This window comes from Nitrobacter vulgaris (genome assembly GCF_002028545.1).
Taxonomy (GTDB): Bacteria; Pseudomonadota; Alphaproteobacteria; order Rhizobiales; family Xanthobacteraceae; genus Nitrobacter; species Nitrobacter vulgaris.
The window spans coordinates 39,670-64,851 of record NZ_MWPQ01000019.1; the positions used below are offsets into that span (position 1 = coordinate 39,670).

Here is a 25,182-nt window from a genome sequence, read left to right on the forward strand (position 1 = left end):
CAACGAATGACAGACATCATGACCGACCTCACAGCCGTTCACGCCCCGGCGATCAGTGAAGCCACGCCGCTCGGCGAACTCTGCACGCGCACGCTGGCGATGCCGGCCGACACCAATCAGAATGGTGACATTTTCGGCGGCTGGCTGCTGAGCCAGATGGACATCGGGGGCGGCGTCTTCGCCTCCAAGCTCGCGAAGTCCCGCACCGTGACGGTTGCAATCGACGCCATGAATTTCCGCAAACCGGTTTTTGTCGGCGATCTCGTCTCCGTGCATGCAACACTCGTCCGCATTGGCAAGACTTCGATCACGGTGCATCTGGAAGCCTGGGTGATGCGCCGCAAGGAGAAGCAGTTCATCCTTGTCACCGACGGCAAATTTACCTACGTCGCGATCGACGATCAGGGCCTCCCGCGGGAAATCCCCCAGGCCGGGCGGCCGGCTACGGCATAGCCGGCACTCCCAGCCAGCCTGTTTGCTGAACCGGAACGGTTTACGCCGCCAGCCGCCAATTCGTCGATCCGATATGGCGTTTTCGAGCGAAGTGGATGCGGTTTGCCTGAAGAAAACGCGTCAGAAGCAAAATGCTCTCGGTGCCCAACCTCGACCGATTCTAGTTGCGAACGTCAGAACCCATGTCCATATCCTGTTGGTACGACAGGGAACGTTTCCCGCCATTGCCCGTTATTGGCGCGGCCTTTAGGGCCGGAAGAATGCGAGTGGGACATGTCGAAGACCTATATTATCGAAGTCGGTTCTGAATCCGCCGGGATCGTGGTGCGTGATCGCACCGGGTTCCGGTTCTTTTCGGCCTCCCGGCGGTTCAGTTGCCTCGACGGCAAGCTGTTTCGCAGCGCCCGTGAAGCGGAGCGCGCGGCGAAAAACCGTGCGTCGTCCAAGAAATCCACGTGTCCCGAGTTCGTGAAATCGCTGCGGCGCGCTTTGCCGAAACTTCCCTTTTGATAGAGATACTGGCCGACGCAGGAAACTGCGTTGACGGCTTCGTCCAACATCAGCACCATGGCATGTCCTGCGGGTCTTGGGTGCTGTTGTTGTAACGACTATCGCCCTCCTCGCATCGAGGTGATCGTCGGCCGCGCGCCGGTTCGACGATCTCATCTCGCGTTAAGGTGATGGAGAGGGCGCGTCCGTGGGTCAGGTTTTCGACCTCGCTATCATCGGCGGCGGCATCAACGGGTGCGGGATCGCGCGCGACGCGGCTGGGCGGGGCAACTCGGTCTTCCTGTGTGAAATGAACGACCTCGCCAGCGGCACGTCGTCGTGGTCGACCAAGCTGGTGCACGGGGGGCTGCGATATCTGGAGTATTACGAGTTTCATCTGGTTCGCGAGGCATTGATCGAACGCGAAATTCTCTGGCGGATCGCGCCTCACATCATTCATCCGGTGCGCTTCGTGCTGCCTCATCACGCCGGCCTGAGGCCGGCATGGCTGCTGCGGCTCGGCCTTTTCCTTTACGACCATATCGGCGGCCGGAAGCTGTTGCCGCCGACGCGATCGGTCGATCTGGCGCGCGACAGTGTCGGCAAGCCGCTGAACCCCGGCCGCTACCGCAAGGGTTTCGAATACTCTGACTGCGTTGTCGACGATGCCCGCCTCGTCATTCTTACCGCGCGCGATGCGGCCGACCGCGGAGCGGATATCCGGACCCGAACGCGCGCGGTTGAGACCCATCAGTCCGACGGCCTCTGGCGCATCACGGTCGAGGATACGCTAAGCCGCGAACGCAGCACGATCGCCGCGCGGATACTGGTCAACGCGGGCGGCCCCTGGGTCGAACAGGTGCTGACATTGGGCGCGGGCGTCAACACCCGTGCGAGAGTGCGGCTGGTGCAAGGATCGCATATCGTGGTCAGGAAACTCTACGATCACGACCGGGCTTACATTTTCCAGAACGGTGACGGCCGAATCGTGTTCGCCATTCCCTATCGGGATGACTTCACCCTGATCGGCACCACGGATCGCGACTATGAGGGGGACCCCGCCAAGGTAAAGGCCTCAAGCGAGGAAATTGCTTATCTCTGCGCGTCGGTCAGCGAGTATCTGGCGAAGCCGGTGAAGCCGCAGGATGTGGTCTGGTCCTATGCCGGGGTGCGGCCGCTTTACGATGATGGCGCCAGCGAAGCCAAGGCCGCCACCCGCGAATACGCCTTTGAACTCGATACGCCCGGCGGGGCGCCGCTGCTTTCGGTTTACGGTGGAAAAATCACGACCTATCGCCGGCTGGCCGAAGAGGCGCTGGAAAAGCTATCGCCATATCTGAAAGGGACAAAAGCGCGCGAGGGCTGGACTGCGAAGGCGGCGCTGCCCGGCGGAGACATGGAGGTGTCGGCGGTGGCGGCGTTGACGGCTAATCTGCTGCGCAGCTATCCTTTTCTGACGGAAGGACACGCGAAACGTCTCGCGCTCGCCTATGGCACCCGCGCGGCCAAGATGCTGGGTACAGCGAAGACGACGACGGATCTTGGCCGGGAATTCGGAGCCACGCTCACTGAACGCGAGGTCTGCTATCTGATTTCCGACGAATGGGCATGCACCGTGGAGGATGTCATCTGGCGACGCTCCAAGCTCGGCTTGCGCATGTCGGCGGCCGACATAGCGGAGCTTGAATCCTGGTTCGCGGAGCGGACGGAGGCCGGCCGCCCAAGGGAAGCGGAAGCACGGCCATAAGTCTCGCCTCGAGCCTTATTTTACGCCCAAGAAATCTCGCTTGCCGAGTTCGACGCCGTTGTGACGCAGGATGTCGTATGCGGTCGTCGCGTGGAAATAGAAATTCGGCAAGGCGAAATGGCTGAGATATTGCTGACCCTTCAAAGTCATTGTTTTGTCGGGACCTGCCGGAAAGGTGATATCGCGGCTTTCCGCGCCTTCGAATTTTCCGGGCGCTGCGTTCTTGACGAAATCCGTTGCCTGGGCGATCCGCTGCTGCAACTCGTCGAAGGTCTTTTCCGTATCCGGGGTGCTCGGCACCTCTGAACCGGTCAGCCGCGCGCAAGTCTTCACGGCGAAATCGCAGGCGATCTGGATCTGGCGCGTCAGCGGCAGCATGTCCGGATAGAGCCGCGCGGCGAGCAGCGTTTCGGGAGCGATCTTCCGGGCGGTGGCGTAGCCTTCGGCTTTCCTGAGAATGTCGGAGAGGGCGCCGAGCGTTTGCAGAAAGGCCGGCGGAGCGGAATCATAGAATGACATGGAATGCCTTTGTCTGTTCTGGTGTGCGAACGCGATGGTGAGACAGCAGAATGCGCTGCCGTTTGCAGATGGGGGCTCACGTCACAAGCCGCAACCTCTCGGTCCTCGCCGAATCATCAGCCGCAACGGTCTTCGCGATCGCCTGATCTGCATGGCTTTCCCCGCCGGCTGCTCGTCCGAGCATAATTTGATCGAAGCCGCGCGCTCGGTTCGGATTAGGTTCAATTCTAAGAAATTTCGGAGCCGTATTTAAGCAGCGAACCAATAACTAACTTCCGGTTTGAGGGAGGCTGTCGTGAGCAAAAATGCCGTCGCGGGGGTGTCGAACGAACCGCAATCCATCCTCTCCGTCTCATGCTCTATTGACGCCGGATTGCTGCTGCGCGCCATCCGGAATGACGGAGAAGTCCCGGTCATGCGCCGGATTCTCACACCTCTCGCGCATTTGAAAATGCAAAGCTCGTCACGCGTCGCGTGTTTTCATCCAAAATCAAGGTCCGCGTGAGCGGCGGCTCGGCGCGCTGGGCGCAGTTCTCGCGCTCGCAGAGGCGACAGTTGATACCGATCGGCGTGCCCTCGGACTTGTCCAGGTCCATCCCGGACGCATAGACAAGCCTTGCGGCGTGGCGGATTTCGCAACCCAGGCCGATAGCGAAGCGTGGTTGCGCCAGCGGATGCGGCGCGACCGGCCGGCGCACCATCTGCGCAACCGAGAAGTAGCGGCTGCCGTCCGGCAACTCGATCACCTGCTTCAAGAGGCGATCCGGGGTGTCAAACGTGGAGTGGACATTCCACAGCGGACAGGTGCCGCCAAACTTCGAGAACGGGAACGTGCCGGATGAAAATCGCTTGGAGACATTACCGGCGTTGTCGACGCGCAGCATGAAGAACGGCACGCCGCGCGCGTTTGGCCGCTGCAGCGTCGTCAGGCGGTGACACACCTGCTCGAAGCCGGTATTGAAGCGCTGCGCCAGCACATGGATGTCGTAACCGAGCGATTCCGCCGCGGTAAGGAAGGGCTGATAGGGCATCAGCGCGCAGCCCGCGAAGTAGTTCGCAAGCGTGATGCGGTAGAGACGGCGCGCGGTGTCGTCGAGCGCGCCGGCGCGGGCGATGATCGTATCAAACGCGGGCGTGCATTCGGAAAGCGCGATCTGAAACGCAAGCTGGAAAGCGCAGCCGGGGCCGTCCACCAGTTCTGAGATCAGGAGCTGGCGGCGGTGGCGGTCGAAGCGACGTAGCGTCTCACGCATGACATCGACCGGCATGATACGGGTCTGAATCGAATGCTTTTCACGCAACCGCGTGCTCAAAGCCGCGAACAAGTCCTGTGCGGGAACGTTGATCTCGTCGCGCAGGGTTTCCGCTGCTTGTTCAAGCTCGGGGAAGTAGTTGCGATTGGCCTCGATCAGGTCGCGAACCTGCTCGATCGGGTTCGCGTCGAAGCGTCCGCCCATGCTTTCGTCGCGCCCCGCGAACTGTGCCGCCGCCAGCGTTTCGCCGCGCCGCGCCTCGGCATAGGCGGCATAGAGACGCTGCAATGCGTGGGTCACGCCGGGACACAGCTCCGCGAGATCTCGCAATTCCTGCTTCGGAATGTCGATCTGGCGAAATAGTGGATCGGAAAAGACCTCGTTCAACTCGGCGAAGAAGCGGTCTTCGTCGGCGGTGGCGAGGTCGCGCAGGTCGAGATCGTAGGTCTCCGCGAGGCGAAGAAGGATTTGCGCGGTGACCGGTCGCTGGTTGCGCTCGATCAGGTTGACATAGCTGGGCGAGATGCCGAGCCCCTCCGCGAACTGGGTCTGCGATAACCCGAGCTGTTGGCGGATGCGCCGGAATCGCGGACCGACGAAGAGTTTTTTGCCGGGATCTGTGGCCATCCTTACGCTCGTTTATGACAATAATTACAAAATAACATCTATGACATGTATATATGTTACATGACATCATCAATTGAGATCAAGCTATCTGTACGGATTAGTCTGTTTGGCGTTTATCTATAAACCACCCTTGCAATGCGATTGCAGTGCAATGTCATAAAAGTGGCGCTGGAGATAAAAATGGCCCAGACCTTTGAGCAGCTCGTTCCGGCCCCAAACGGTCGTTTTGAGGGGATCAGCCGTCCGTACAGCCCGGCGGACGTCGAAAAGCTGCGCGGCTCGGTGGAGATCAAGTACACGCTGGCCGAGAAGGGCGCGAACCGGCTGTGGAAGCAGCTCAACGACATGCCTTATGTGAATTCGCTCGGCGCCGTCACCGGCAACCAGGCGATGCAGCAGGCGCGCGCCGGTTTGCCCGCGATTTATCTCTCGGGCTGGCAGGTCGCCGCCGACGCCAATACTGCGGGCGCGATGTATCCGGACCAGAGCCTCTATCCGGCCAACGCCGGTCCTGAACTCTGCCGTCGCATCAACCGAACCTTCCAGCGCGCCGACCAGATCGAGCATGCTGAAGGCGGCGCCAAGATCGACTGGTTCGTGCCGATCGTGGCCGATGCGGAAGCGGGCTTCGGCGGACCGCTCAACTCGTTCGAGATCATGAAGGCCTATATCGAGGCGGGCGCGGCTGGCGTTCACTTCGAGGACCAACTCGCGTCGGAGAAGAAGTGCGGCCACATGGGCGGCAAGGTGCTGATCCCGACCGCCGCGCATGAACGCAATCTGATCGCGGCACGGCTTGCCGCCGATGTCTGCGGGGTGCCGACCTTCGTGTTGGCGCGCACCGATGCGGAGAGTGCGAAGCTCATCACTTCAGACATCGATGAGCGCGATCACGAGTTCATCACCGGCGAACGCACGGCGGAAGGCTTCTATCGCCTGAAGCCTGGCACCGGCCTCGATCACTGCATCAAGCGCGGGCTGGCGTTTGCGAAATACGCTGACCTGCTGTGGTGGGAAACCTCAAAGCCGGATCTGGAGGGCGCGCGCAAGTTCGCGGAAGCTGTCAGGAAGGTCTATCCGAACAAGATGCTGGCTTACAACTGTTCGCCGTCGTTCAACTGGGAAGCCAACCTCGACAAGGACACCATTGCCAAGTTCCAGAAGGAAATTGCAGCGATGGGCTACAAGTTTCAGTTCGTCACGTTGGCGGGCTTCCACTCGCTCAACCACGGCATGTTCGAACTGGCGCGCGGCTACAAGGCCGAGGGCATGGCGGCATATTCCCGTCTCCAGCAGGCCGAGTTCGCCTCGGAGAAGTTCGGCTATTCGGCGACGCGCCATCAGCGCGAGGTCGGCACCGGTTACTTCGATCTGGTTTCGACCACGATCACGGGAGGCCAGTCGTCGACCACTGCGCTTCACGACTCCACCGAAACCGCGCAGTTCAAGTCGCAAGGTTCGCAGATCAAGGTCCAGGCTGCTGAGTAGGCGGCGGAACAGAAGGAGGTTCTCATGACCGGCAGCAATTTCTGGGTGATTGGCGGCGAATTTGGTTCAATGAACTTCCACAAGCTGGTGGAAGGTTCGGCTCAGGTGCAAGGACCGTTCAAAACGCGGAAGGAAGCGGAGGACGCCTGGAGGGTCGTGTCTGAGGAAAACCGTCACCGCGCCGGCGTGCGGTTCTCCATCGTGGAAGAGCCGAATCGAATGGCGAGCTGATGTTGCATCTATCGTAGAAGAAGAAGCGTCCAAGGAAGCAACGGCTCTGCCCAGGCATATCGGGCAGGGCCGTTTGTTCGTTCAGAAGACGGATTGTGGTCGCTTAAGCCGGCTGCGCGCCTAAGCCTTTGGAACTAAACGGCCTTTGCCCGAAACGGAGTACCTGCTAAGTTACATGGTTACCGTCAGGTTAAGAAGGCGGCAGTATCTGCGGGAAAGGCGACCGATGTCGGACGGACCGAACATTGGAAGGAGTGTGGCGGAAACGGCGAAGCCGCTGCGGCTGCGCGAGGCACTGTGGCAGGCTCGGATCGAGGCCGCGGATCGCACCGGCGTCGTCGTTGATCTGCGCGACGCGGAAGTGGCGCGGCTTGAGATCTTGAACGAGGCGCTCGATCCGCTGTTCGCGCAAGTGCCGGATCAGATCGATCTATTCGATCGGGGCCTCAGCAAGGGAGACACGCCGCGGCTGTGGATCGACATTGTAGCCCACGTCCTGATGGGACGCGATAAGCGCATGTACCGTTTCGTCCAGGATACCCGGCACGGCCGGATTGTACTCGCGGAATCTCATGACTCGGCCGCGATCGTCAAAGCTGTGACGGATTATGTCGCTCGCCGCATGATCGAGCGCGAGCGTGCGCTATCGGTAATGCCGCTGTGGGAGCAAGCGGAGGTGAAAAAGCCGCCCCGCGGGCTTTGGACATTCGCGTTCGGATTTATAGCCGGTGTTATCGTGCTTTTCGGCTTCGCGCTACTCGCCGCGCTCAGGACTCCGTGACGCGAGGCACGGCGATCACGGTGCTAGAGTGTTTTCGAGCGAAGTGGAATCTGGTTCGCGTGAAGGAAACGCGTCAAAATTAATAATCTAGAGTCATTTCCCGGCCGGCGACACCCGCAAGAGGCGTCCGGCAGTGCTATCGGTCAAAAGCCACAACGCGCCGTCCGGCCCCTGGCGTATGTCGCGGATGCGCTCGTTGAGGTCTTCCAGCAGGCGTTCCTCGCCAGTCACCTCATTGCCACTGAGCGAGAGCCGCACCAGCATCTTGCCAGACAGCGCGCCGGTGAAAAGGCTTCCTTTCCACGACGGAAACAGCGTGCCGGTGTAGAAGGCCATGCCGGATGGCGAGATCGAAGGCACCCAATATTTCACGGGCTGCTCCATGCCTTCCTTCGCGGTGCTGGCATGGATTTTCGCGCCGTCGTAGTCGATGCCGTAGCCGATCACCGGCCAGCCGTAGTTTTTGCCCTTGCCGATGATGTTGACCTCGTCGCCGCCGCGCGGGCCGTGCTCGACCTCCCAAAGGTCGCCGGTCGCCGGGTTGATGCCGAGCCCCTGTTCGTTACGGTGGCCGTAGCTCCAGATTTCCGGCTTGGCGTCTGCGCGGCCGACGAACGGATTGTCCGCCGGCACCGAGCCATCGGGCGCGATCCGGATCACTTTGCCGAGGTGGTTCGCCAGATTTTGCGCCTCGTCGCGATGGTTGAAATGCTCGCCAAGCGTCACGAAAAGGTTGCCGTCGTCAGCTTGCGCGATGCGGCAGCCATAGTGATTGCCCGACGACAGCGGGCCCTCCTGCCGGAAGATGATCTCGACGTCTTGAAGCCGATCCTCACCTAATGTGGCGCGTGCAACGGCGGTTCGCCCGCCGCCTTCCGCCCGTTCTGCGAAACAGAAATAGAGGGTCTTGTTGCCCGCGAACGACTTGTCCAGCACAACGTCCAGCAGCCCGCCCTGACCGGAGGCCCAAACTTCAGGCACGTTCTTGAGCGGCGGCGACAGATCACCGTCGCGGCTGACGATGCGAAAGCGCCCGGGCCGTTCCGTGACCAGTATCCGCCCGTCCGGCAGCAAGGCGAGTCCCCAAGGATGGACAAGGCCGTGGGCAATGGTTGAGACCTCGATCGGCCCGGCTGACGACCGGAACGATTTGCTTCCGCTGCGCACGTTGGTGGCGAAGAAAGCCGCGAGGACGGTGGCCGCGCCCAGAATGGCCGTAACCCGCACGATTGGTCTTTTCATCGAACGCTCCTGGCGGCGAGCGATGGTCACACGGAGAGACATGGTTAGCCGTCACAAAATTGTGAGGAGCCAATGTACATTGCAAGGAAGTGCGGTTCAGATGCCGATTGGCATAGCCATCGCGACCTTGATCGACATCATCGCGAAGGCGACGGAAAGGACGACTGCAAAAGCAGCGATTGCCAGTGAAGCCGCAACAGCATTGGTCAGACGCGAGGATGCGACGGGTGCGAAGCGCCCTCCAAACCATCCGCTCGAACCTCGCGACCGCATCATTGTCGGATCTCCACAAGCACTGGCGAATCACCAGCCTGGACAATCTTTCACCAAGCACGGCCAGGATTGGGGCAAATTGAATGAGGCGAAGAGGTTCCCGCCTTGCGATATCGAAGCCGGTTCTTAGCCCGGTGTCGACCGCACGGATCAAGCCCTTGCGATTCTGACTGCGGCATCGTCCGAGAAAGTCGCGCTGCCGTCCATGGTTACAAAGCCGGGTTGCTGTTCAACCCGCCGCAACCAGGCGCGGATCGACGGGAACGTCGTGAGGTCGAAGTCGCATTGGTCGGCGACATGGGTATAGGCATAAAGTGCAATGTCGGCGATGGTCAGCTGCCCGGCAGCGAAAAAGTCATTGGTTCTGAGATGGTTTTCCATGACCTGGAGGGCCGCATAGCCGCGCTCCATCCAGTCTTCCAGCGCGTGAGTCTGCAACTCGCGGCCTCCCTTGACCAGCGACAGCCAGAAATACGCGGCGCCAATGTTGGGCTCCAACGCGTGCTGTTCGAAGAACATCCACTGCAGTGCTTCGGCACGCTCGATCGGCGAATTCGGAGCCAATGCGGTTCCGATCGAGACATACCACAAGATGGCATTGGACTCGGCGAGGTAACGCCCTTCTGCCACCTCCAGTAACGGTACCTGTCCGCTCGGGTTCTTGGCGAGAAAATCCGGCGTGCGGCTTTCGCCACGCAGGATATCGATTTCGATGGCATGATAAGGCACGTCAAGGAAAGTCAGCGCGAGGCGAACCTTGTAGCTGTTTCCCGAGCGCTGCATTGAATAGAGCTTGTACATTACGGAGCTTCGCCTGATCGCCGGAGCGCCCGGCATGCTCGCCTGCAACGCAGTGGAAGAATAGTGGTCGCAGGCCACTCGCCGCAAGGTCTTGCCATTTGGAAAAGTAAAATTGAACTGCCGCAAGTCCGTGCGGAAGATTTTATTGCGCGATCAACGACCCGATCAGCATCAAGGTTTGTTCGCAACTGCGTCAAGATCGAGATAGCGCATCCGTTTGGCTTCACGGCGACCTCGCGCGACGGCATCAAGCACGAGTCCGATTGCCAGGCTGAGGAATCCAAGCTGGGCAATCGCCGCAGCGAGTACCGCAGTTGGTATTCGGGGTACAAGGCCGGTTTCCAGATAGGTCGCGATGAGCGGGGCGCCGAGCCCAAGACAAACGAGCAGAAGCATAGTGCCTGCAGCACCGAAGAATCGTAGCGGCTGCGTTTCCTTGTACAGCTTGAAAAGCATCAGCAGGATGCGCAGGCCATCGCGATAGGTGCGCAGCTTGCTGGTCGATCCATCGGGGCGTGTACCGTAAGGCAGTGCCATTTCGCCGGTCGCGATCTTCAGGTCGAGGGCATGGACCGAGAGCTCGACCTCGATCTCAAAGCCTGCCGACGACACCGGAAATGATTTGGCGAAGCGGCGGGAGAGAACTCGATAACCCGAGAGAATGTCGGTGAAGCCGTCACCAAACATGTGCGCCATGACGCGATTGAAGAAGAGGTTGCCAAACCGATGGCCTGACGGAAAAGCCTTGTCGTCGCCGTTACGGGTTCCGATCATCATGTCGAGGTTGCGCACGACAAGCGCCTCGATCAGCGCGCCGGCGGCGTCCGGTTTATAGGTGCCATCGCCATCCGCCAGAACGTAGATGTCGGCGTCGATATCCGCCAGCATGCGGCGGACGACATTGCCCTTGCCCTGCAGCAGTTCACGGCGAACGATAGCACCGGCCGCGAGCGCTGCGTCGTAGGTGCCGTCAGTGGAATTGTTGTCGTAGACGTAGACCCTGGCGCCGGGCAGCGCGCGAAGGAATCCGCGGACCACACCGCCGATCGTGACTTCCTCATTGTAGCAAGGGAGAAGCACGGCGATCGTTCGGTTTCGCACCATGCTGCTCTGCGCGAACATGCCGTCGATCTCGTCGCGGATCCGGTCAAGCCTTGGCAAAGGCATCACTCCTGAAGATAACCCCGGCTTCCATCGCCGCCCGGCGCAGGATGACGACGTAGAGCATCATCATTACGATGAGGCCAAGGGGGAGACCGCTCGCGCCGGCAATGGTGCGTGTAAGAAGCGGCATGATCCACGCCAGCGCCAGCAGCGAAAGTTCGTAGGATATAAAACCGTGCGCCAGACCGTGACGGGCGAGAAACGCGATCGCAATGCCGAGAACGACGAGATCGTAGTCTAGTACATATGGCGTGACGAGCAGCGATGCGGTGCAGAGTGCGGCGGCTTTCAGATCATACGAAGCTCGCGAGCGCCATAGCCACGCAATGCTGATTGCGAGCGCGGCGGCCAGCATTGCCTGAGCTGCATAGGCAAGATGGATTCCGCCACCCCACATCCTGACCGCTGAAAACAGCGATTGGATTTTGTGCCAGCCGGTGGCGCCCTGTTCCAGGATCACCGTTCGCGTAAACGTCGTCGATACCGCGAAGGCGTGCCAGATTTCGACCCCGGATATCGCGAAGCTGGCGACCGCGAGTGCCGATGCGGTGAGAGCCGCCGCGGCAAAGGTCGTCCAGCGCCCGCCGGCAAGCAATGCAATGGGGATCAGCACGCCAAACTGTGGCTTGTAGATCAGCAGACCGATCAGGATGCCTGAAACCCACGGCCGGCGATCGAGTAGCACCAGCGCGCCGCCGATAAGCGTTGCGGTGAAAAATGCGTTCTGCCCGTGGCCGATATTGATGAAGACGGCCGGAAAAGCCAGCGCCGGCAGCCAGGTCCCGGGACGCCGGACGATGGCGCAGACCGTCACGAGGTAGCCGGCCAGACTGGTCACCAGCCATAACAGCAGACCCCAAGCGTAAGGAAAGGCGGCGGCGGCCATCGCGATGGCAAAGAAAAACGGCGGATAATGCCATCCGTAGAAGGGCACCGGCCGGCCGCCGAAGATGGCCTGTTCGGCGGCATGCTGCAGCCCGGGATCGTAGGCGTCAGGCGCTAACCCCTGCCAAGCCAGGGCGCCGGCGGCGTAGACGTTGGAGAAGTCCGTTCCGATCGGCTGGCCGCGTCGGTCGATGAGCCCGTCCGACGCCGCGACCCACACAACGATCGCGATGGCGCAGAGAACCAGCAAAATGATGCTGTAGCCTTGCAGACGCTCCGCAGTCAGCCATTGTCCGGTTCGAATCTTTTGCCAAAAACGGGTCATGTCCCAATCGCCGCGTACGGAGGTCCGGCGGACACTAATCGTTGGTATTTAAGGTTCTCTGAAACCTATCAGATGTGCGCCGGTCAGCATTGTTCTTGCGGTGCAACGTAACGCACACTAATGTGTTTGCGATCCCAATCACTGAAATGGCGTGGAAATGGTGACCGACCACGCTTGCTAGGAGATGACGATGTCGTTCCTGTCCGCCGCGCTCGACCGTGTGAAGCCGTCCGCGACCATCGCGGTCACGGATAAAGCACGTCGGCTCAAAGCGGAGGGGCGGAACGTGATCGGTCTCGGCGCGGGTGAGCCGGATTTCGATACACCGGCCAATATCAAACTTGCCGCGGTTCATGCCATCGAGGCGGGCAAGACCAAGTATACAGCGGTCGATGGTATCCCCGAGCTGAAGCAGGCGATTATCGCCAAGTTTCAACGCGAGAACGAGCTGACCTATAAGCCGAACCAGATCATTGTCGGTACCGGCGGCAAGCAGGTGCTCTACAACGCGCTGATGGCGACCATCAATCCGGGTGATGAGGTCGTCATCCCTGCGCCGTACTGGGTCAGTTATCCCGAAATGGTGGCGTTGGCGGGAGGCGAGCCCGTGCCCGTGGTCTGCACGGCGGAGTTCGGGTTCAAGTTGCAGCCCCAGGCGCTGGAAAGAGCGATCACGCCGAAGACCAAGTGGATCATCCTCAATTCGCCGTCGAACCCGACCGGCGCGGCCTACACGCGGGCCGAATTGAAGGCACTGACCGATGTGCTGGTGAAGCACCCGCACGTCTGGGTGATGACCGACGATATGTACGAGCATCTGATCTACGACGACTTCGAATTCACCACGCCGGCGCAGGTCGAGCCAAAACTGTTCGATCGCACCCTGACGGTGAACGGGGTGTCGAAAGCCTACTGCATGACCGGCTGGCGCATCGGCTATGCCGGCGGTCCCGCGCAACTCGTCAAGGCGATGGCAACGATCCAGTCGCAATCGACATCCAACCCGTCATCCGTCTCGCAATGGGCGGCGGTGGAAGCCCTGAGCGGCCCGCAAGGGTTTATCGAAGCGAATAACAAGATATTCAAGGAGCGTCGCGACCTCGTGGTGGCGATGCTGAATCAGGCCAAGGGCATTGATTGCCCACGGCCGGAAGGCGCGTTCTACGTCTATCCGTCCTGCGCCGGCGCCATCGGCAAGACCACGCCGTCGGGCAGGAAGCTCGAGACGGATGAGGATTTTGTCACCGAGTTGCTGGAGGCCGAGGGAGTTGCGGTGGTGCAGGGGTCCGCGTTCGGCTTAGGACCGGCCTTCCGTATCTCTTATGCGACTAAAACGGCGGATCTCGAAGAGGCCTGCAAGCGCATTCAGCAGTTCTGCGGTAATCTGCGCTGATCGCCTTCGCGGCAGCAATACATGCCCAACTCTGGAGTGGCTTTGTCCTGATGTTCATTAAGTTTTAGCAACGTGCCGGCATGTTGATGCCGCAATGTGGCGATTGCCTTGTTTTGGACACGGCGATTCCATCATGTCCCACACCTTTACCGATTCCACGCCTTTCCCCTTTCCCGATTCCAAGCGGAGATTATTCCATGAACTTCCCGAGACTTCTCGCCGTGGCCGCCGTGACGCTCGTCGCGTCAGTTGCGAGCGCCCATGCTCAATATAATACCGTCCAGGCCGGTGTCCTCGAATGTGCGGGCGGCCAGAACGTGAGCTATGTCGTTGGTTCGACAACCGAGCTGCAATGCGTCTTCCGCAGCAACAGCGGAGCGCCGCCTGAACCATATATCGCGCGCATTCAGCGCTTTGGTCTTGACCTTGGCATCACTCAGCAGACCGGTTTGGCATGGATGGTCCACGCGCCGGGTGGTCGGCTGGGCCGCGGAGCACTTGCCGGTCACTTCGGCGGGGTCGGCGCTAACGCGACGGTCGGAGTTGGGATCGGCGCGAACCTGCTGGCCGGCGGTTCCAACAATTCGATCTCGCTGCAGCCGCTGAGCCTGCAGGGCCAGACCGGCCTTAGCGCCGTGGCTGGCATCGTCGATGTTGATCTGCGCCCGGTGGATCTGCGTCCGGCGCCACGCTACAGGCGGCATCGGCACCACCATCATCATCATCATCACCACCATCATCACTGATCGGATCGGACGACCATTGGGGCCCGCGAAAGCGGGCCTCACTTTTATGGCTTATGGTTGAGGCGTTCATGACGGCGGGGCGCGTCTGGTGAGCGGCAGGCAGGTGCGATAAAAAAGCACGTTTCGCAACTCATTAAAGTGGCCGTTTTTGCATCACACCACCAAATTCATCCGGAGTTTTGCCATGCGGGGTTTTCCAGCTCTGGCGGGCGCGGCGGCGGCGCTGATCGCGTTGTATGCGGGCGCCGTTGCGCAGCAGCCCCGGCAACCTGTCAAGGTCGGCGTTCTCGAATGCCGCGGCGGAGCGAGCGTTGGGTTTGTCGTCGGCTCCGTTACCCATCTTGGCTGCGTGTTTCACGCCGACGGCCTGCCGGAAGACCGTTATGTGGCTACGATCCGCAAGGTTGGGGTCGATCTCGGTATTACCCAGGAATCGGCGCTGGCCTGGGGCGTTTACGCTCCGGTGGCGCGGCTCGGGCCTGGCGATCTCTCGGGTAACTACGCGGGCGCACAGGGCAGCGCTTCGGTCGGCGTTGGCCTCGGCGGCAACGTTCTGATCGGCGGCTCCGCCAATTCGATCGCGCTGCAACCGCTCAGCGTGCAGGGTCAGGTCGGCCTCAACGTGGCGGCGGGTCTCGCTGCGCTGGAATTGCGTCCGGGCCGCTAACAGGCTTCCGCCGCCGTTCGGCGTTTCGCCCCATTGAGCCGGGCTGCGCGTTGGCTGAACCGTCGGCGCGGATGTCCCGACGTGTTTTCCTGCTTGCCAAATTCCGTCTGCGGGAGGAGCATCGGCTATCGCCGACCCAATCATGGGCCGACTTCCAGACCAGGAGGCGGCAATGGGACAAGACCTCAGAAGTCCCCAAGGGGGACCTCAAGGCACTCAAACGTCGGGTCCCCGGTGCATTGCGCTGGTGGGCCCGTTCCAGAGCGGTAAAACCACACTTCTCGAATCCATCCTTGCCCGAACGGGCGCAATCCCCAAAGCAGGCAGCGTCGATCAGGGAACCAGCGTCGGCGACGCCAGCGACGAAGCTCGCCAGCACAAAATGGGAGTCGGACTCACTCCAGCTAACACCTGCTTCATGGGCGAAACCTATACTTTTATCGATTGTCCGGGTTCGATCGAATTCGCACACGACATGCGCGCTGCAATTCCCGCGGTCGATGCAGCGGTGGTCGTGTGCGAGGCGGACGAGCGCAAGTTGCCGCAGTTGCAGATTATCCTGCGCGAACTGGAAGATTTGGGCATTCCCCGTTTTCTGTTCCTCAACAAGATCGACAAGGCGAACAAGGGCGTTCGCCAAACCTTGGCAATGTTGCAGCCGGCGTCGCGGACTCCGCTGTTGCTACGGCAGATCCCGATCTGGAACGGCGATTTGATCGCCGGATTTGTCGATCTCGCGCTGGAGCGCGCCTTCGTCTACCGCGAGCATATGGCTTCCGAAGTTGTCCAACTGGACGTCGGCGATCTCGACCGCGAGAAGGAAGCGCGGTTCTCGATGCTGGAGACACTCGCCGATCACGACGACGCGCTGATGGAGCAACTGCTCGAGGATATTGCGCCGCCGCGGGATGCAGTGTTCGACGATCTTGCTCGTGAGCTGCGCGATGGCCAGATTTGCCCTGTATTGCTCGGCTCGGCTGCGCGCGAGAACGGCGTGTGGCGGTTGATGAAAGCGCTGCGCCACGAAGCGCCTGGCATTAGCGAGACGGCGAAGCGCATGGGCGTGGCTGATAGCGAGGAGGCGCTGGCCTACGTGTTCAAGACCATGCACCTCCAGCACGGCGGCAAGCTGTCGCTGGCGCGGGTGCTGACAGGTCGCTTCGACGATGCCACGACGGTGCATGCGTCGTCAGGCGAAGCAGGAAAAATCTCCGGCATTCTCGCAGCCACCGGCGCGCAGGAGACCAAGCGCGCATCGGCGTGCGCGGGTGAGGTGGTGGCGTTGGGCAAGCTCGAGGCCGTCAAGACCGGCGATACGTTAACGACCGCCCGGATCGCGCCACCCTCACTGGTCAGCATCGCGCCGTCCGCGCCTGTGCTTGCGAGGGCGCTTGCCGCCCGCGACCGCAAGGACGACGTCAAACTCGGACAGGCTCTCATCAAGCTCAACGAGGAAGACCCCTCGCTCGCCGTCGTTCACAACGCGCAGACTCACGACACCGTGCTGTGGGGACAAGGCGAGATGCATCTACGCGTTGCGCTCGAACGGCTGCACGGTCGCTTCGGGGTCAATGTGGATTCGCATCCGCCCGCGATCAGCTATCGGGAAACGATCCGCAAGCCTGTCAGCCAGCGGGGACGCCATAAGAAGCAGTCCGGAGGGCATGGCCAGTTCGGCGACGTGGTGCTGGAGGTTCAACCCCTGTCACGCGGCGCGGGCTTCGTCTTTATTGACAAGATTGTCGGCGGCGCGGTGCCGCGCAATTATATCGGCGCAGTCGAGGACGGCGTGGTGGACGGACTCGCCCGCGGTCCCCTTGGCTTTCCGGTGATTGACGTGCAGGTGACGCTGACCGATGGATCCTACCACAGCGTCGACTCCTCGGATCAGGCGTTCCGCACCGCCGCCCGCATCGGGATAGCCGAAGCCTTACCGAAATGCCAGCCGGTGCTGCTGGAGCCGATTGATGTGGTCGAGATCGTTTGCCCGAGCGATGCGACCGCGAAGGTCAACGCTATCCTGTCGGCACGCCGCGGCCAGATTCTTGGTTTCGACAGTCGCGACAGTTGGGCCGGCTGGGACTGCGTGCGCGCCACGATGCCGGAAGCCGAGATCGGCGATCTCATCGTCGAACTGAGGTCGGCGACGGCGGGAGCGGGCAGTTTTACCCGGCAGTTCGATCGCATGGCCGAAGTCACCGGCCGGACCGCCGACCAGATCATCGCCGCGCGTCGGGTGGCGGCTTAGGGTCGGAGCTGATCCTACGGTTGGAGGTTCGCCGGGCGTGCGTTCATCTGAGTGCTCCTGACCATGGGCGTCAGCCCGCCGCTGCGGCCAATGCGCACGCCCGCGCCATGAGCCAGATCACGGTCTGCGGTGCGGCTGCACGGGGACCGCACCGGCGGCATTGACAGGCGCGTCAGCTTGCATGATTTCATCGGGTGCCGCCTGATGGTCGGCGCGTCACACGACGGGATGCATGATGACAGCCGGGACAACAGGCCGGGCCGCCTGCCTGATCGGATGGCCCGCAGCGCATTCGCGCTCGCCGCTGATCCATCACTATTGGCTGCGCGTGCACGGCATAACGGGCGGCTACAGCATTGAAGCGATTCCGCCCGAAGGATTCGCGGAATTCGTCATGCATCTTTCGACGCACGGCTTCGTGGGCGCCAATGTCACAATCCCGCACAAGGAGCGGGCGTTGCAATTGACGGAGCCAGACGAGCGCGCGAGAGCTGTCGGCGCAGCCAACACCCTCTATTATGATGGCGCCATCCTGCGGTCCACCAATACGGACGTTGAGGGTTTCATCGGCAATCTCGATGCCGTCGCTCCGGGCTGGGATCGCATCGAGGATGCGCTGGTGCTTGGCGCCGGCGGGTCGTCGCGGGCCGTGGTGTTCGGTCTGATCGAACGCGGGATCAAGCGCATCCATCTCGTGAACCGTACGATGGAAAGGGCGCAAGTGCTTGCGGATCAATTCGGACCCACGGTTATGCCAGCGGCTTGGAACACGCTTGGCGACGTGCTGCCGCGCACCGGTCTGCTCGTGAATACAACTTCGCTCGGCATGAACGGGCAGCCGCCACTGGACATCGAGCTGCCGCTGCTGTCGCGGGATGCGGTGGTCGCCGATCTGGTCTATGTTCCTCTGGAAACGCCATTGCTGGCTGCGGCGAGGGCGCGGGGCCTCAGGACCGCAGACGGCCTCGGGATGCTGCTGCATCAGGCCGTACGCGGATTCGAGCTGTGGTTCGGAGAGCGTCCCGTGGTGACGCAGGATTTACGCACGCTGGTCGAGGCCGATCTCCGGATCCCTCATCCCGCGACTTGAGGTTTACGATTGGCCCGGTATTTTCAATTGTTCCATTTTGCCGCAATCGCCTCTCTTTGTCTTGACCCCCGGGAGCGCTTGATCCAAAGCGAACGTCATGTCCAATCTCGATCCCAGCAACCCTGAAGCTATGGAAACCACGCCGCTCGGCCTCGCTCGGCGCGGCTTTCGCGGGCGGGTGACCGCCATCATGGTCGACGGCGACCACCTGGGGGTGTCTGCAATGGAGATCGAGAGGCGTCTTCTTGAATTTGGTATCGTCGAGGGCGCGTCGGTTCAGATACTGCATGAAGGGCCGATTGGCCGGGATCCGATAGCGGTTCGGGTTAACGGTACGACGATCGCGCTGCGCCGGCGCGAAGCCATGGCGGTCATGGTCGGCGGGCTAGCGAAAACCATCGCATGACCGCAATCGATGTGAATGACTGGCGTATCGCTCTGGTTGGGACGCCGAACAGCGGCAAGACCGCTTTGTTCAATGCGCTCACCGGCAGCCGCCAGAAGGTGGCTAACTACGCCGGCGTCACCGTGGAGCGGAAGTCCGGGGTTTTGCGCACGGCATCCGGCCACCGGGTCGATCTGATCGACCTGCCGGGAACTTATTCATTGCGGGGCCGCAGCCCGGACGAGGACATTACCCGCGACGTCATTCTCGGCAAGCTTGCGAGCGAAAGCCCGCCGGACTTTTTGCTTTGCGTCGCCGACGCCACCAATCTTCGTGTGGCGTTGCGCCTGGTGATCGAATTGAAGCGTGTTCACCGGCCGATGCTTCTGGTGCTGAACATGATCGACATCGCGCGGCGTCGCGGCGTTGGCATTGATCTCGACAAGCTTTCCGCCGAGCTTGAGGTGCCGGTCGTCACATCGACCGCCGTGCGGCGAGGCGGCATTGACGATCTCCTGCACAGGATTGACGACATCGCCGGCAAGCCGGCAGGTGCCATCGTCGGGAGCGACTGGACCACGCCGGGCGTATCAGATCTTCGCGCGGCGCAGCGCGAGGCTGATCGCGTGATCGGCGCCGCGGTCAGCGAGCCGGCTAAGCCCGATACATGGACCACGCGCGTGGACGCAGTGCTGCTGCATCCGGTGTCGGGCATGATCGCGCTGCTCCTGCTTCTGTTCGTGGTGTTTCAGGCCGTATTCGCCTGGGCGCAACCGGCGATGGAACTGATCTCCGGCGGCTTCGATGCGCTTGGCGCCTTTTCAGCGACTGTGCTGCCGGAAGGATTGCTGCAAAGTTTCATCCAGAACGGCATCATCTCCGGCGTCGGCAGCGTCATCGTGTTCCTGCCACAAATCCTCATTCTGTTTCTGTTTATTCTGCTTCTTGAAGACCTCGGCTACATGGCGCGTGCGGCGTTCCTGATGGACCGCATCATGGGTGGCGCCGGACTGCACGGCCGCGCTTTTATCCCGCTGTTGTCGAGCTTCGCCTGTGCGATCCCGGGGATCATGGCGACGCGGGTGATCGATAACAAGCGCGACAGGCTGACCACTATCATGGTCGCGCCGCTGATGACCTGCTCGGCGCGCATCCCGGTTTATACGCTGATCATCGCGGCGTTCGTGCCAAACCGGCCGGTGCTCGGCATTCTCGGATTGCAGGGGCTCGTGATGTTCGGGCTCTATGCGGTGGGGATATTCAGCGCGCTCGCGGTGTCATTCGTGGCCAACCACTTCTTCTGGCGTGACAGCGCGACGCCGCCCTTCATGCTGGAACTGCCGGATTACAAGTTGCCGCAACTGCGCAGCGTGCTGATGAATCTCTACCAGCGCGCGATGGCATTTTTGAAGCGCGCCGGCACCACGATTTTTTCCATGATGGTTCTGATCTGGTTCCTGGCGTCGTTCCCCCGTCCGCCGGCTGGCGCCACCGAGCCTGCGATCGATTTCAGCCTTGCAGCCATGATCGGCCGCTGGATCGAACCTGTGCTCGCGCCGATCGGGTTCAACTGGCAGATCAGCGTTGCGCTTATTCCCGGCATGGCTGCGCGCGAGGTGGCGGTGGCTTCGCTTGGCACCGTCTATGCGATTGAAGGAGGCAACGAGGCGGCGGAACAGATCGGTCACATGCTGGCCGGGAAATGGAGTCTCGCGACCGCGCTGGCGTTCCTCGCCTGGTATGTCTTTGCGCCGCAATGCGCCTCAACGCTCGCCGTTATCAAGCGCGAGACCGGCGGGTGGCGCTGGGTGATGATCACATTCTTCTACATGCTGTCGATGGCTTATCTGGCGGCGTTCGTCACCTACCGCATCTCGCTGGCGTTAGGTTGGGGCTGACCGCCGGTCCGGCGGCGCCTGCGAAGGGCTGGTGCCATAGCAAGCTGGACTTGAATTCCACATTCGCCGGAACCGACGCTTACATGAGGGCGTTACATTAGCTGCCCACACCGGGAGAAAGCTATGGCGCGACATGACGGTGAGACGAACGACCGGAACCAAAAAACCAAGGAAGAACTGGACAAGGAACTCGATCGCGCCCTGAAAGAGTCGTTTCCCGGTTCGGACCCGTTGAGCGTCACCCAGCCGGCTCCTGAAAAACCCGCCGAGGAAAAACCCGCCAAGGATCAAATGGATCGTCGCCATTAGAGGCGCTTGCATTGACTTGCATTGAGAAGACGGCGGCTGCTTCGTCCTGACATGCCACAGAATAACGATCCGGCCCTTTCCCCCAAATTCCGGTAACGGTTCATTATATTTTTTGAAGTCGTTTTATCTTTAGGGGCGTTATAAGCGGCCTTGCGATATGCTCGGCGTCCAACGATTCGATGAGCCGACCTCAAGCGTGGCTGTGAGCAAAGGCGGGTCATGGGGGGAAAATGAGCCGCAAATATTTTGGAACCGACGGCATTCGCGGCCGAGCTAACGGCTTGATCACGCCGGAACTGGCGATGAAAGTTGGACAGGCCGCTGGGCTGGTGTTCCAGCGCGGCGAATACCGTCATCGCGTCGTGATCGGCAAGGATACGCGCCTCTCCGGCTATATGATCGAATATGCGCTGGTCGCGGGTTTTACGTCGGTTGGCATGGATGTGCTCTTGCTGGGTCCGATGCCGACGCCGGCAGTAGCGATGCTGACCAAATCCATGCGTGCTGATCTCGGTGTCATGATTTCAGCGTCGCACAACCTTTTCGAGGACAACGGCATCAAAATGTTCGGCCCGCGCGGCTTCAAGCTGTCCGACGAGGTCGAAAAGAAGATCGAGCAGTTGCTCGATGAAAACCTCGACAAGAAACTCGCGCAGAGCGGGAACCTTGGCCGCGCCCGTCGTATCGACGGCGTGCATGATCGTTACATCGAATTCGCCAAGCGCACGCTACCCCGCGAACTTAGCCTCGAGGGGCTGCGGGTCGTGGTCGATTGCGCCCATGGCGCAGCCTACAAGGTGGTGCCGGAGGCGCTGTGGGAACTGGGCGCGGACGTCATTCCGATCGGCGTCGAGCCCGATGGCTTCAATATCAATAAGGAATGCGGCTCCACCGCGCCGGAGGCGCTGTGCCGCAAGGTCCGCGAGATGCGCGCCGATATCGGCATCGCGCTCGACGGAGACGCCGACCGCGTCATCATAGCCGACGAGCGCGGCCATGTGGTCGACGGCGATCAGCTTCTCGCAGTGATTGCCGAGAGTTGGAAGGAAGACGGCCGCCTGACCAGGCCGGGGATTGTCGCTACCGTGATGTCCAATCTCGGCCTTGAGCGATTCCTGAAGGATCGCGAGTTGTCGATGGTGCGGACACCTGTCGGCGACCGCTACGTGCTCGAGCAGATGCTAAAGCATGGCTATAATCTCGGCGGCGAACAATCAGGGCACATCATCTTGTCGGACTATGCGACCACTGGAGACGGATTCGTGTCTGCGCTTCAGGTGCTTGCTGTCGTCCAGAAGCTGGGACGCCCGGTCTCCGAAGTCTGCCACAAGTTCGAGCCGCTTCCGCAGATATTGAAGAACTTCCGTTATCGCAACGGCAAGCCGTTGGATCGCGCGGAGGTGAAGTCGGCCATTACAGCGGGCGAGAAGCGTCTCAACGGTCATGGTCGCCTGTTAGTCCGTTCTTCGGGAACCGAGCCTGTCATTCGCGTCATGGGTGAGGGCGATGACCGTATCTTGGTCGAGGAAGTCGTGGACACGATCGTTTCTGCATTGGGAAACCCGGCGGCGGCGTGAAACCGCAACCAGAACCTTGTGCCGTCGCGCCGCGTTGGCGAATATCCTGATGCATCCCAGCTATAACGATTGATGGACGGTCGGGCGCCCGCGTCGTAACAGGCTCCGGTTGTAACAACCGGAAAGCCGTCCGTGGACAAGCCTGTCATCTCCGAGGAAACGCTGGTTGCGCCGGTCGTGGTTCCCGGGATCACGGATAAGGCCGCCGCTACGGGTCCCGCCTATCTGGTGCTCGGCGGCATCAGCTTTTCGCATTTTCTCAACGACACCATGCAGTCGCTGATCCCCTCGGTTTATCCGATCCTGAAGGAAAATTACGCGCTCGACTTTGCGCAGATTGGAATGATCACGCTGGCGTTTCAGGTGACCGCCTCGCTGCTGCAACCCGTGGTCGGCTATGTCACCGACAAGAAAGCCCAGCCGTTCTCACTTGCCGTCGGCATGGGCTTTACTTTCGTGGGGTTGCTGCTGCTGAGCGTCGCTCATGTCTACGGAATGATCCTTGTTTCCGCTGCACTGATCGGCCTTGGCTCTGCGGTGTTCCACCCGGAGTCCGCGCGCATCGCGCGAATGGCGTCCGGTGGTCGTTATGGCTTCGCGCAGTCGGTTTTTCAGGTTGGCGGGAATTTCGGCTCGGCGATGGGGCCGCTCCTGGCGGCTCTGATCATCGTGCCGTTCGGGCAGCCCAGCATCGCGTGGTTCTCGTCGATCGCATTCATCGCGATCGTCGTCCTGTTTCAAATCGGGCGGTGGTACAAGCTGCGGATCTCGCCGCATGAGAGTGCCCGGCCGCGCCGATCGTCGGAGACACCGGCGCCCGCGCGGACGGCGCTCGCACTGACGATTCTGATCGTGCTGGTGTTCTCGAAATACATCTACATGTCCAGCCTGACGAGCTATTACACCTTTTATCTGATCGAGAAGTTTCACGTCTCGACGCAGACAGCTCAACTTTTGCTGTTTGTGTTTCTCGGCGCGGTCGCCATAGGCGTGTATTTCGGCGGTCCGATTGGCGATCGCTTCGGACGCCGCTATGTGATCTGGCTGTCGATCCTCGGGGTGCTGCCATTCACGCTATTGCTGCCGTTTGCAAATCTTGCTGGCACAGTGGTGCTGACGGTGGTCATCGGTGTCATCCTCTCATCCGCGATGCCTGCGATCATTGTGTTTGCGCAGGAACTGATGCCGCACCGTCTCGGCATGATCTCAGGCATGTTTTTCGGCTTTGCATTCGGCGCGGCGGGACTTGGTGCCGCGCTGCTGGGCGAGGTCGCGGATGCCAAGGGCATCGAGTTTGTCTATCAAGCCTGTGCGTTCCTGCCGGCGATAGGTCTGCTGGCGATGTTCCTGCCGAAGATGCCGAAAATCCAGCACTCGTAGTCGCCGCCGTAGGATCGCTCGTCCACGGACTCGTGTGGCAGCATCCATCGTGACGGTTCGCCGCGCCGTTCACGCCAGAATAAACTTACCGAAAATCAACCTTAAAAATTAGGGTTAAGCGGCTCTTAAGGATTTGGTGTCATCGTCCCTCCGAATTGGAGTGGGGCCGCACTTGCCTCACGGCACAAAGGGACGAAGCCGATGCGTGGTGTAAAATTGCTCGTAGCCGCCGGAGCGGCATCACTATTATCATCTGCCGCATTCGCCGCTGACCTGCCCATCGCGCCTCCGCCCTATTACGCCCCACCGGTCGTGGGTTTCGGCGGCTGGTACTTGCGAGGCGATATCGGATTCAGCAACCAGCGCGTGAGCAACATTGCGATGGCGGATGGCCGCAACGCGCAACTGCTGTCGTTGCAACAGACGACCGCTTTCGATGCCGCCGGAATCTACGGCGTCGGTGTCGGCTATCAGTTCAACAACTGGTTCCGCGGCGACTTCACAGGCCAGTATCGCGGTAATTCGAACTTCAAAGGCACCGATCTTCTGACCTATCCAGCAGGCGGCGGGATCGTCGGAAACGGTATCAACAACTACAACGCCACCAAATCGGAATGGCTTGTGTTGGCGAACGGTTATGCCGATCTCGGCACCTGGTGGGGCGTCACGCCATTCATCGGTGCAGGCGTCGGCGCGGCGCGCGTGACGATTGCCAATTACACCGATACCGGCATGGTCAACAATAACGGATTTGGCTTCGGCGCCTTCCCAAGCTTCGCAAACGCGCCGGCTGCGTCGAGGTGGAATTTCGCGTGGGCGCTTCACGGCGGTTTGGCCTACATGGTCAATCCGGGCCTCACAGTTGAACTGGCTTACAGCTATGTGAATCTCGGTTCCGGAATGACGGGCGCAGTTTCCGATTACACCGGATTCACGCGGGGCGTTCCGATGCAGTTTAACGACATCACGTCGCATGACGTGAAACTCGGCGTGCGCTGGTATTTCAACACCCCGCCGGTCTATGCCCCGCCGCCGCTGGTCACCAAGGGCTGAGCTCTATCACCTCTTAACGGTTCTTAACGGCGCGGGAATTTTCCCGCGCCGTTTTGCTTTCGTGCGGTTGATTCCCGACTGCTGCGAAGGGTCGGGCACGTCGATGGTTTGTCGACAATATGAAGCAATCACGCCGCGCAACAACGATTGGTTAAGGT

24 protein-coding genes are annotated in these 25,182 nt (G+C 60.9%); 18 read left to right on the top strand and 6 right to left on the bottom strand.

Annotated features, from left to right (window positions below):
- Positions 1-18 precede the first annotated feature (18 nt).
- The 3 genes from B2M20_RS04410 to glpD all read left to right on the top strand — a co-directional run bounded on the left by B2M20_RS04410 (position 19) and on the right by glpD (position 2,689).
- A complete protein-coding gene (locus tag B2M20_RS04410) occupies positions 19-453 on the top strand; it encodes an acyl-CoA thioesterase (protein WP_087881106.1) in 435 nt (144 codons plus the stop codon).
- Between the two features lie 273 nt (positions 454-726).
- The gene (locus B2M20_RS04415) at positions 727-963 is read left to right on the top strand and encodes a hypothetical protein (RefSeq protein WP_079445873.1); all 237 of its coding nucleotides are present in this window, start codon (positions 727-729) and stop codon (positions 961-963) included.
- A 187-nt stretch (positions 964-1,150) separates the two neighbouring features.
- The gene (gene glpD / locus B2M20_RS04420; protein WP_079445874.1) at positions 1,151-2,689 is read left to right on the top strand and encodes a glycerol-3-phosphate dehydrogenase; all 1,539 of its coding nucleotides are present in this window, start codon (positions 1,151-1,153) and stop codon (positions 2,687-2,689) included.
- A gap of 15 nt (positions 2,690-2,704) precedes the next feature.
- On the opposite strand, the gene B2M20_RS04425 is transcribed toward glpD, so the two are convergent.
- Both B2M20_RS04425 and B2M20_RS04435 read right to left on the bottom strand, forming a co-directional pair.
- Positions 2,705-3,208 carry a DUF1993 domain-containing protein gene (locus tag B2M20_RS04425; RefSeq protein WP_079445875.1) on the bottom strand — a complete coding sequence of 168 codons (504 nt, stop codon included), beginning with the start codon at positions 3,206-3,208 and terminating at the stop codon, positions 2,705-2,707.
- 428 nt (positions 3,209-3,636) lie between these two features.
- Positions 3,637-5,088, bottom strand: coding sequence for a helix-turn-helix domain-containing protein (locus B2M20_RS04435; RefSeq protein ID WP_079445877.1), 1,452 nt, complete (start codon positions 5,086-5,088; stop codon positions 3,637-3,639).
- A gap of 180 nt (positions 5,089-5,268) precedes the next feature.
- Here B2M20_RS04435 and aceA point away from each other — a divergent pair, with 180 nt between their 5' ends.
- From aceA to B2M20_RS04450, 3 genes are all read left to right on the top strand, one after another.
- Positions 5,269-6,576, top strand: coding sequence for an isocitrate lyase (aceA, locus tag B2M20_RS04440; RefSeq protein ID WP_079445915.1), 1,308 nt, complete (start codon positions 5,269-5,271; stop codon positions 6,574-6,576).
- A gap of 24 nt (positions 6,577-6,600) precedes the next feature.
- Complete coding sequence (locus B2M20_RS04445; RefSeq protein ID WP_011509641.1) at positions 6,601-6,807, top strand: DUF4170 domain-containing protein; 207 nt, start codon at positions 6,601-6,603, stop codon at positions 6,805-6,807.
- Positions 6,808-7,033: 226 nt separating this feature from the next.
- Positions 7,034-7,588: a hypothetical protein gene (locus B2M20_RS04450; RefSeq protein ID WP_079445878.1), complete on the top strand. Its 555-nt coding sequence runs from the start codon at positions 7,034-7,036 to the stop codon at positions 7,586-7,588.
- Between the two features lie 93 nt (positions 7,589-7,681).
- Here B2M20_RS04450 and B2M20_RS04455 read toward each other — a convergent pair whose 3' ends face one another.
- On the bottom strand, positions 7,682-8,830 hold the full coding sequence (locus tag B2M20_RS04455; protein ID WP_079445916.1) for a PQQ-dependent sugar dehydrogenase: 1,149 nt from the start codon (positions 8,828-8,830) through the stop codon (positions 7,682-7,684).
- A gap of 127 nt (positions 8,831-8,957) precedes the next feature.
- Here B2M20_RS04455 and B2M20_RS19415 point away from each other — a divergent pair, with 127 nt between their 5' ends.
- On the top strand, positions 8,958-9,233 hold the full coding sequence (locus tag B2M20_RS19415) for a hypothetical protein (RefSeq protein ID WP_158081498.1): 276 nt from the start codon (positions 8,958-8,960) through the stop codon (positions 9,231-9,233).
- Positions 9,234-9,253: 20 nt separating this feature from the next.
- Here B2M20_RS19415 and B2M20_RS04465 read toward each other — a convergent pair whose 3' ends face one another.
- The 3 genes from B2M20_RS04465 to B2M20_RS04475 all read right to left on the bottom strand — a co-directional run bounded on the left by B2M20_RS04465 (position 9,254) and on the right by B2M20_RS04475 (position 12,278).
- Positions 9,254-9,904 (bottom strand): glutathione S-transferase family protein, encoded by a 651-nt coding sequence (locus tag B2M20_RS04465; RefSeq protein ID WP_087881104.1) that lies wholly within the window; start codon positions 9,902-9,904, stop codon positions 9,254-9,256.
- A gap of 171 nt (positions 9,905-10,075) precedes the next feature.
- A complete protein-coding gene (locus tag B2M20_RS04470; RefSeq protein WP_244553422.1) occupies positions 10,076-11,065 on the bottom strand; it encodes a glycosyltransferase in 990 nt (329 codons plus the stop codon).
- A complete protein-coding gene (locus tag B2M20_RS04475) occupies positions 11,052-12,278 on the bottom strand; it encodes a glycosyltransferase family 87 protein (RefSeq protein WP_079445881.1) in 1,227 nt (408 codons plus the stop codon). Before B2M20_RS04475 ends, B2M20_RS04470 begins: the two co-directional genes overlap by 14 nt.
- A 190-nt stretch (positions 12,279-12,468) precedes the next feature.
- On the opposite strand from B2M20_RS04475, the gene B2M20_RS04480 reads away from it, so the two are divergent.
- The 11 genes from B2M20_RS04480 to B2M20_RS04530 all read left to right on the top strand — a co-directional run bounded on the left by B2M20_RS04480 (position 12,469) and on the right by B2M20_RS04530 (position 25,024).
- Entirely contained in the window at positions 12,469-13,671 is a 1,203-nt protein-coding gene (locus tag B2M20_RS04480) for a pyridoxal phosphate-dependent aminotransferase (protein ID WP_079445918.1), read from the top strand.
- A 197-nt stretch (positions 13,672-13,868) separates the two neighbouring features.
- Positions 13,869-14,417, top strand: coding sequence for a DUF992 domain-containing protein (locus B2M20_RS04485; protein ID WP_079445882.1), 549 nt, complete (start codon positions 13,869-13,871; stop codon positions 14,415-14,417).
- Positions 14,418-14,601: 184 nt separating this feature from the next.
- Positions 14,602-15,084: a DUF992 domain-containing protein gene (locus B2M20_RS04490; protein ID WP_079445883.1), complete on the top strand. Its 483-nt coding sequence runs from the start codon at positions 14,602-14,604 to the stop codon at positions 15,082-15,084.
- Between the two features lie 172 nt (positions 15,085-15,256).
- A complete protein-coding gene (locus tag B2M20_RS04495; protein ID WP_079445884.1) occupies positions 15,257-17,332 on the top strand; it encodes an elongation factor G in 2,076 nt (691 codons plus the stop codon).
- A gap of 232 nt (positions 17,333-17,564) precedes the next feature.
- Complete coding sequence (locus B2M20_RS04500; protein WP_079445885.1) at positions 17,565-18,422, top strand: shikimate dehydrogenase; 858 nt, start codon at positions 17,565-17,567, stop codon at positions 18,420-18,422.
- Positions 18,423-18,519: 97 nt separating this feature from the next.
- On the top strand, positions 18,520-18,828 hold the full coding sequence (locus tag B2M20_RS04505; RefSeq protein ID WP_079445886.1) for a FeoA family protein: 309 nt from the start codon (positions 18,520-18,522) through the stop codon (positions 18,826-18,828).
- Positions 18,825-20,705, top strand: coding sequence for a ferrous iron transporter B (gene feoB, locus B2M20_RS04510; RefSeq protein WP_079445887.1), 1,881 nt, complete (start codon positions 18,825-18,827; stop codon positions 20,703-20,705). Before B2M20_RS04505 ends, feoB begins: the two co-directional genes overlap by 4 nt.
- A gap of 123 nt (positions 20,706-20,828) precedes the next feature.
- On the top strand, positions 20,829-21,014 hold the full coding sequence (locus B2M20_RS04515) for a hypothetical protein (protein WP_079445888.1): 186 nt from the start codon (positions 20,829-20,831) through the stop codon (positions 21,012-21,014).
- Between the two features lie 230 nt (positions 21,015-21,244).
- On the top strand, positions 21,245-22,591 hold the full coding sequence (glmM, locus tag B2M20_RS04520; protein ID WP_079445889.1) for a phosphoglucosamine mutase: 1,347 nt from the start codon (positions 21,245-21,247) through the stop codon (positions 22,589-22,591).
- 132 nt (positions 22,592-22,723) lie between these two features.
- Positions 22,724-23,971, top strand: coding sequence for an MFS transporter (locus B2M20_RS04525; RefSeq protein WP_079445890.1), 1,248 nt, complete (start codon positions 22,724-22,726; stop codon positions 23,969-23,971).
- Positions 23,972-24,172: 201 nt separating this feature from the next.
- Entirely contained in the window at positions 24,173-25,024 is an 852-nt protein-coding gene (locus tag B2M20_RS04530) for an outer membrane protein (protein WP_079445891.1), read from the top strand.
- The last annotated feature ends 158 nt before the right edge of the window (positions 25,025-25,182 follow it).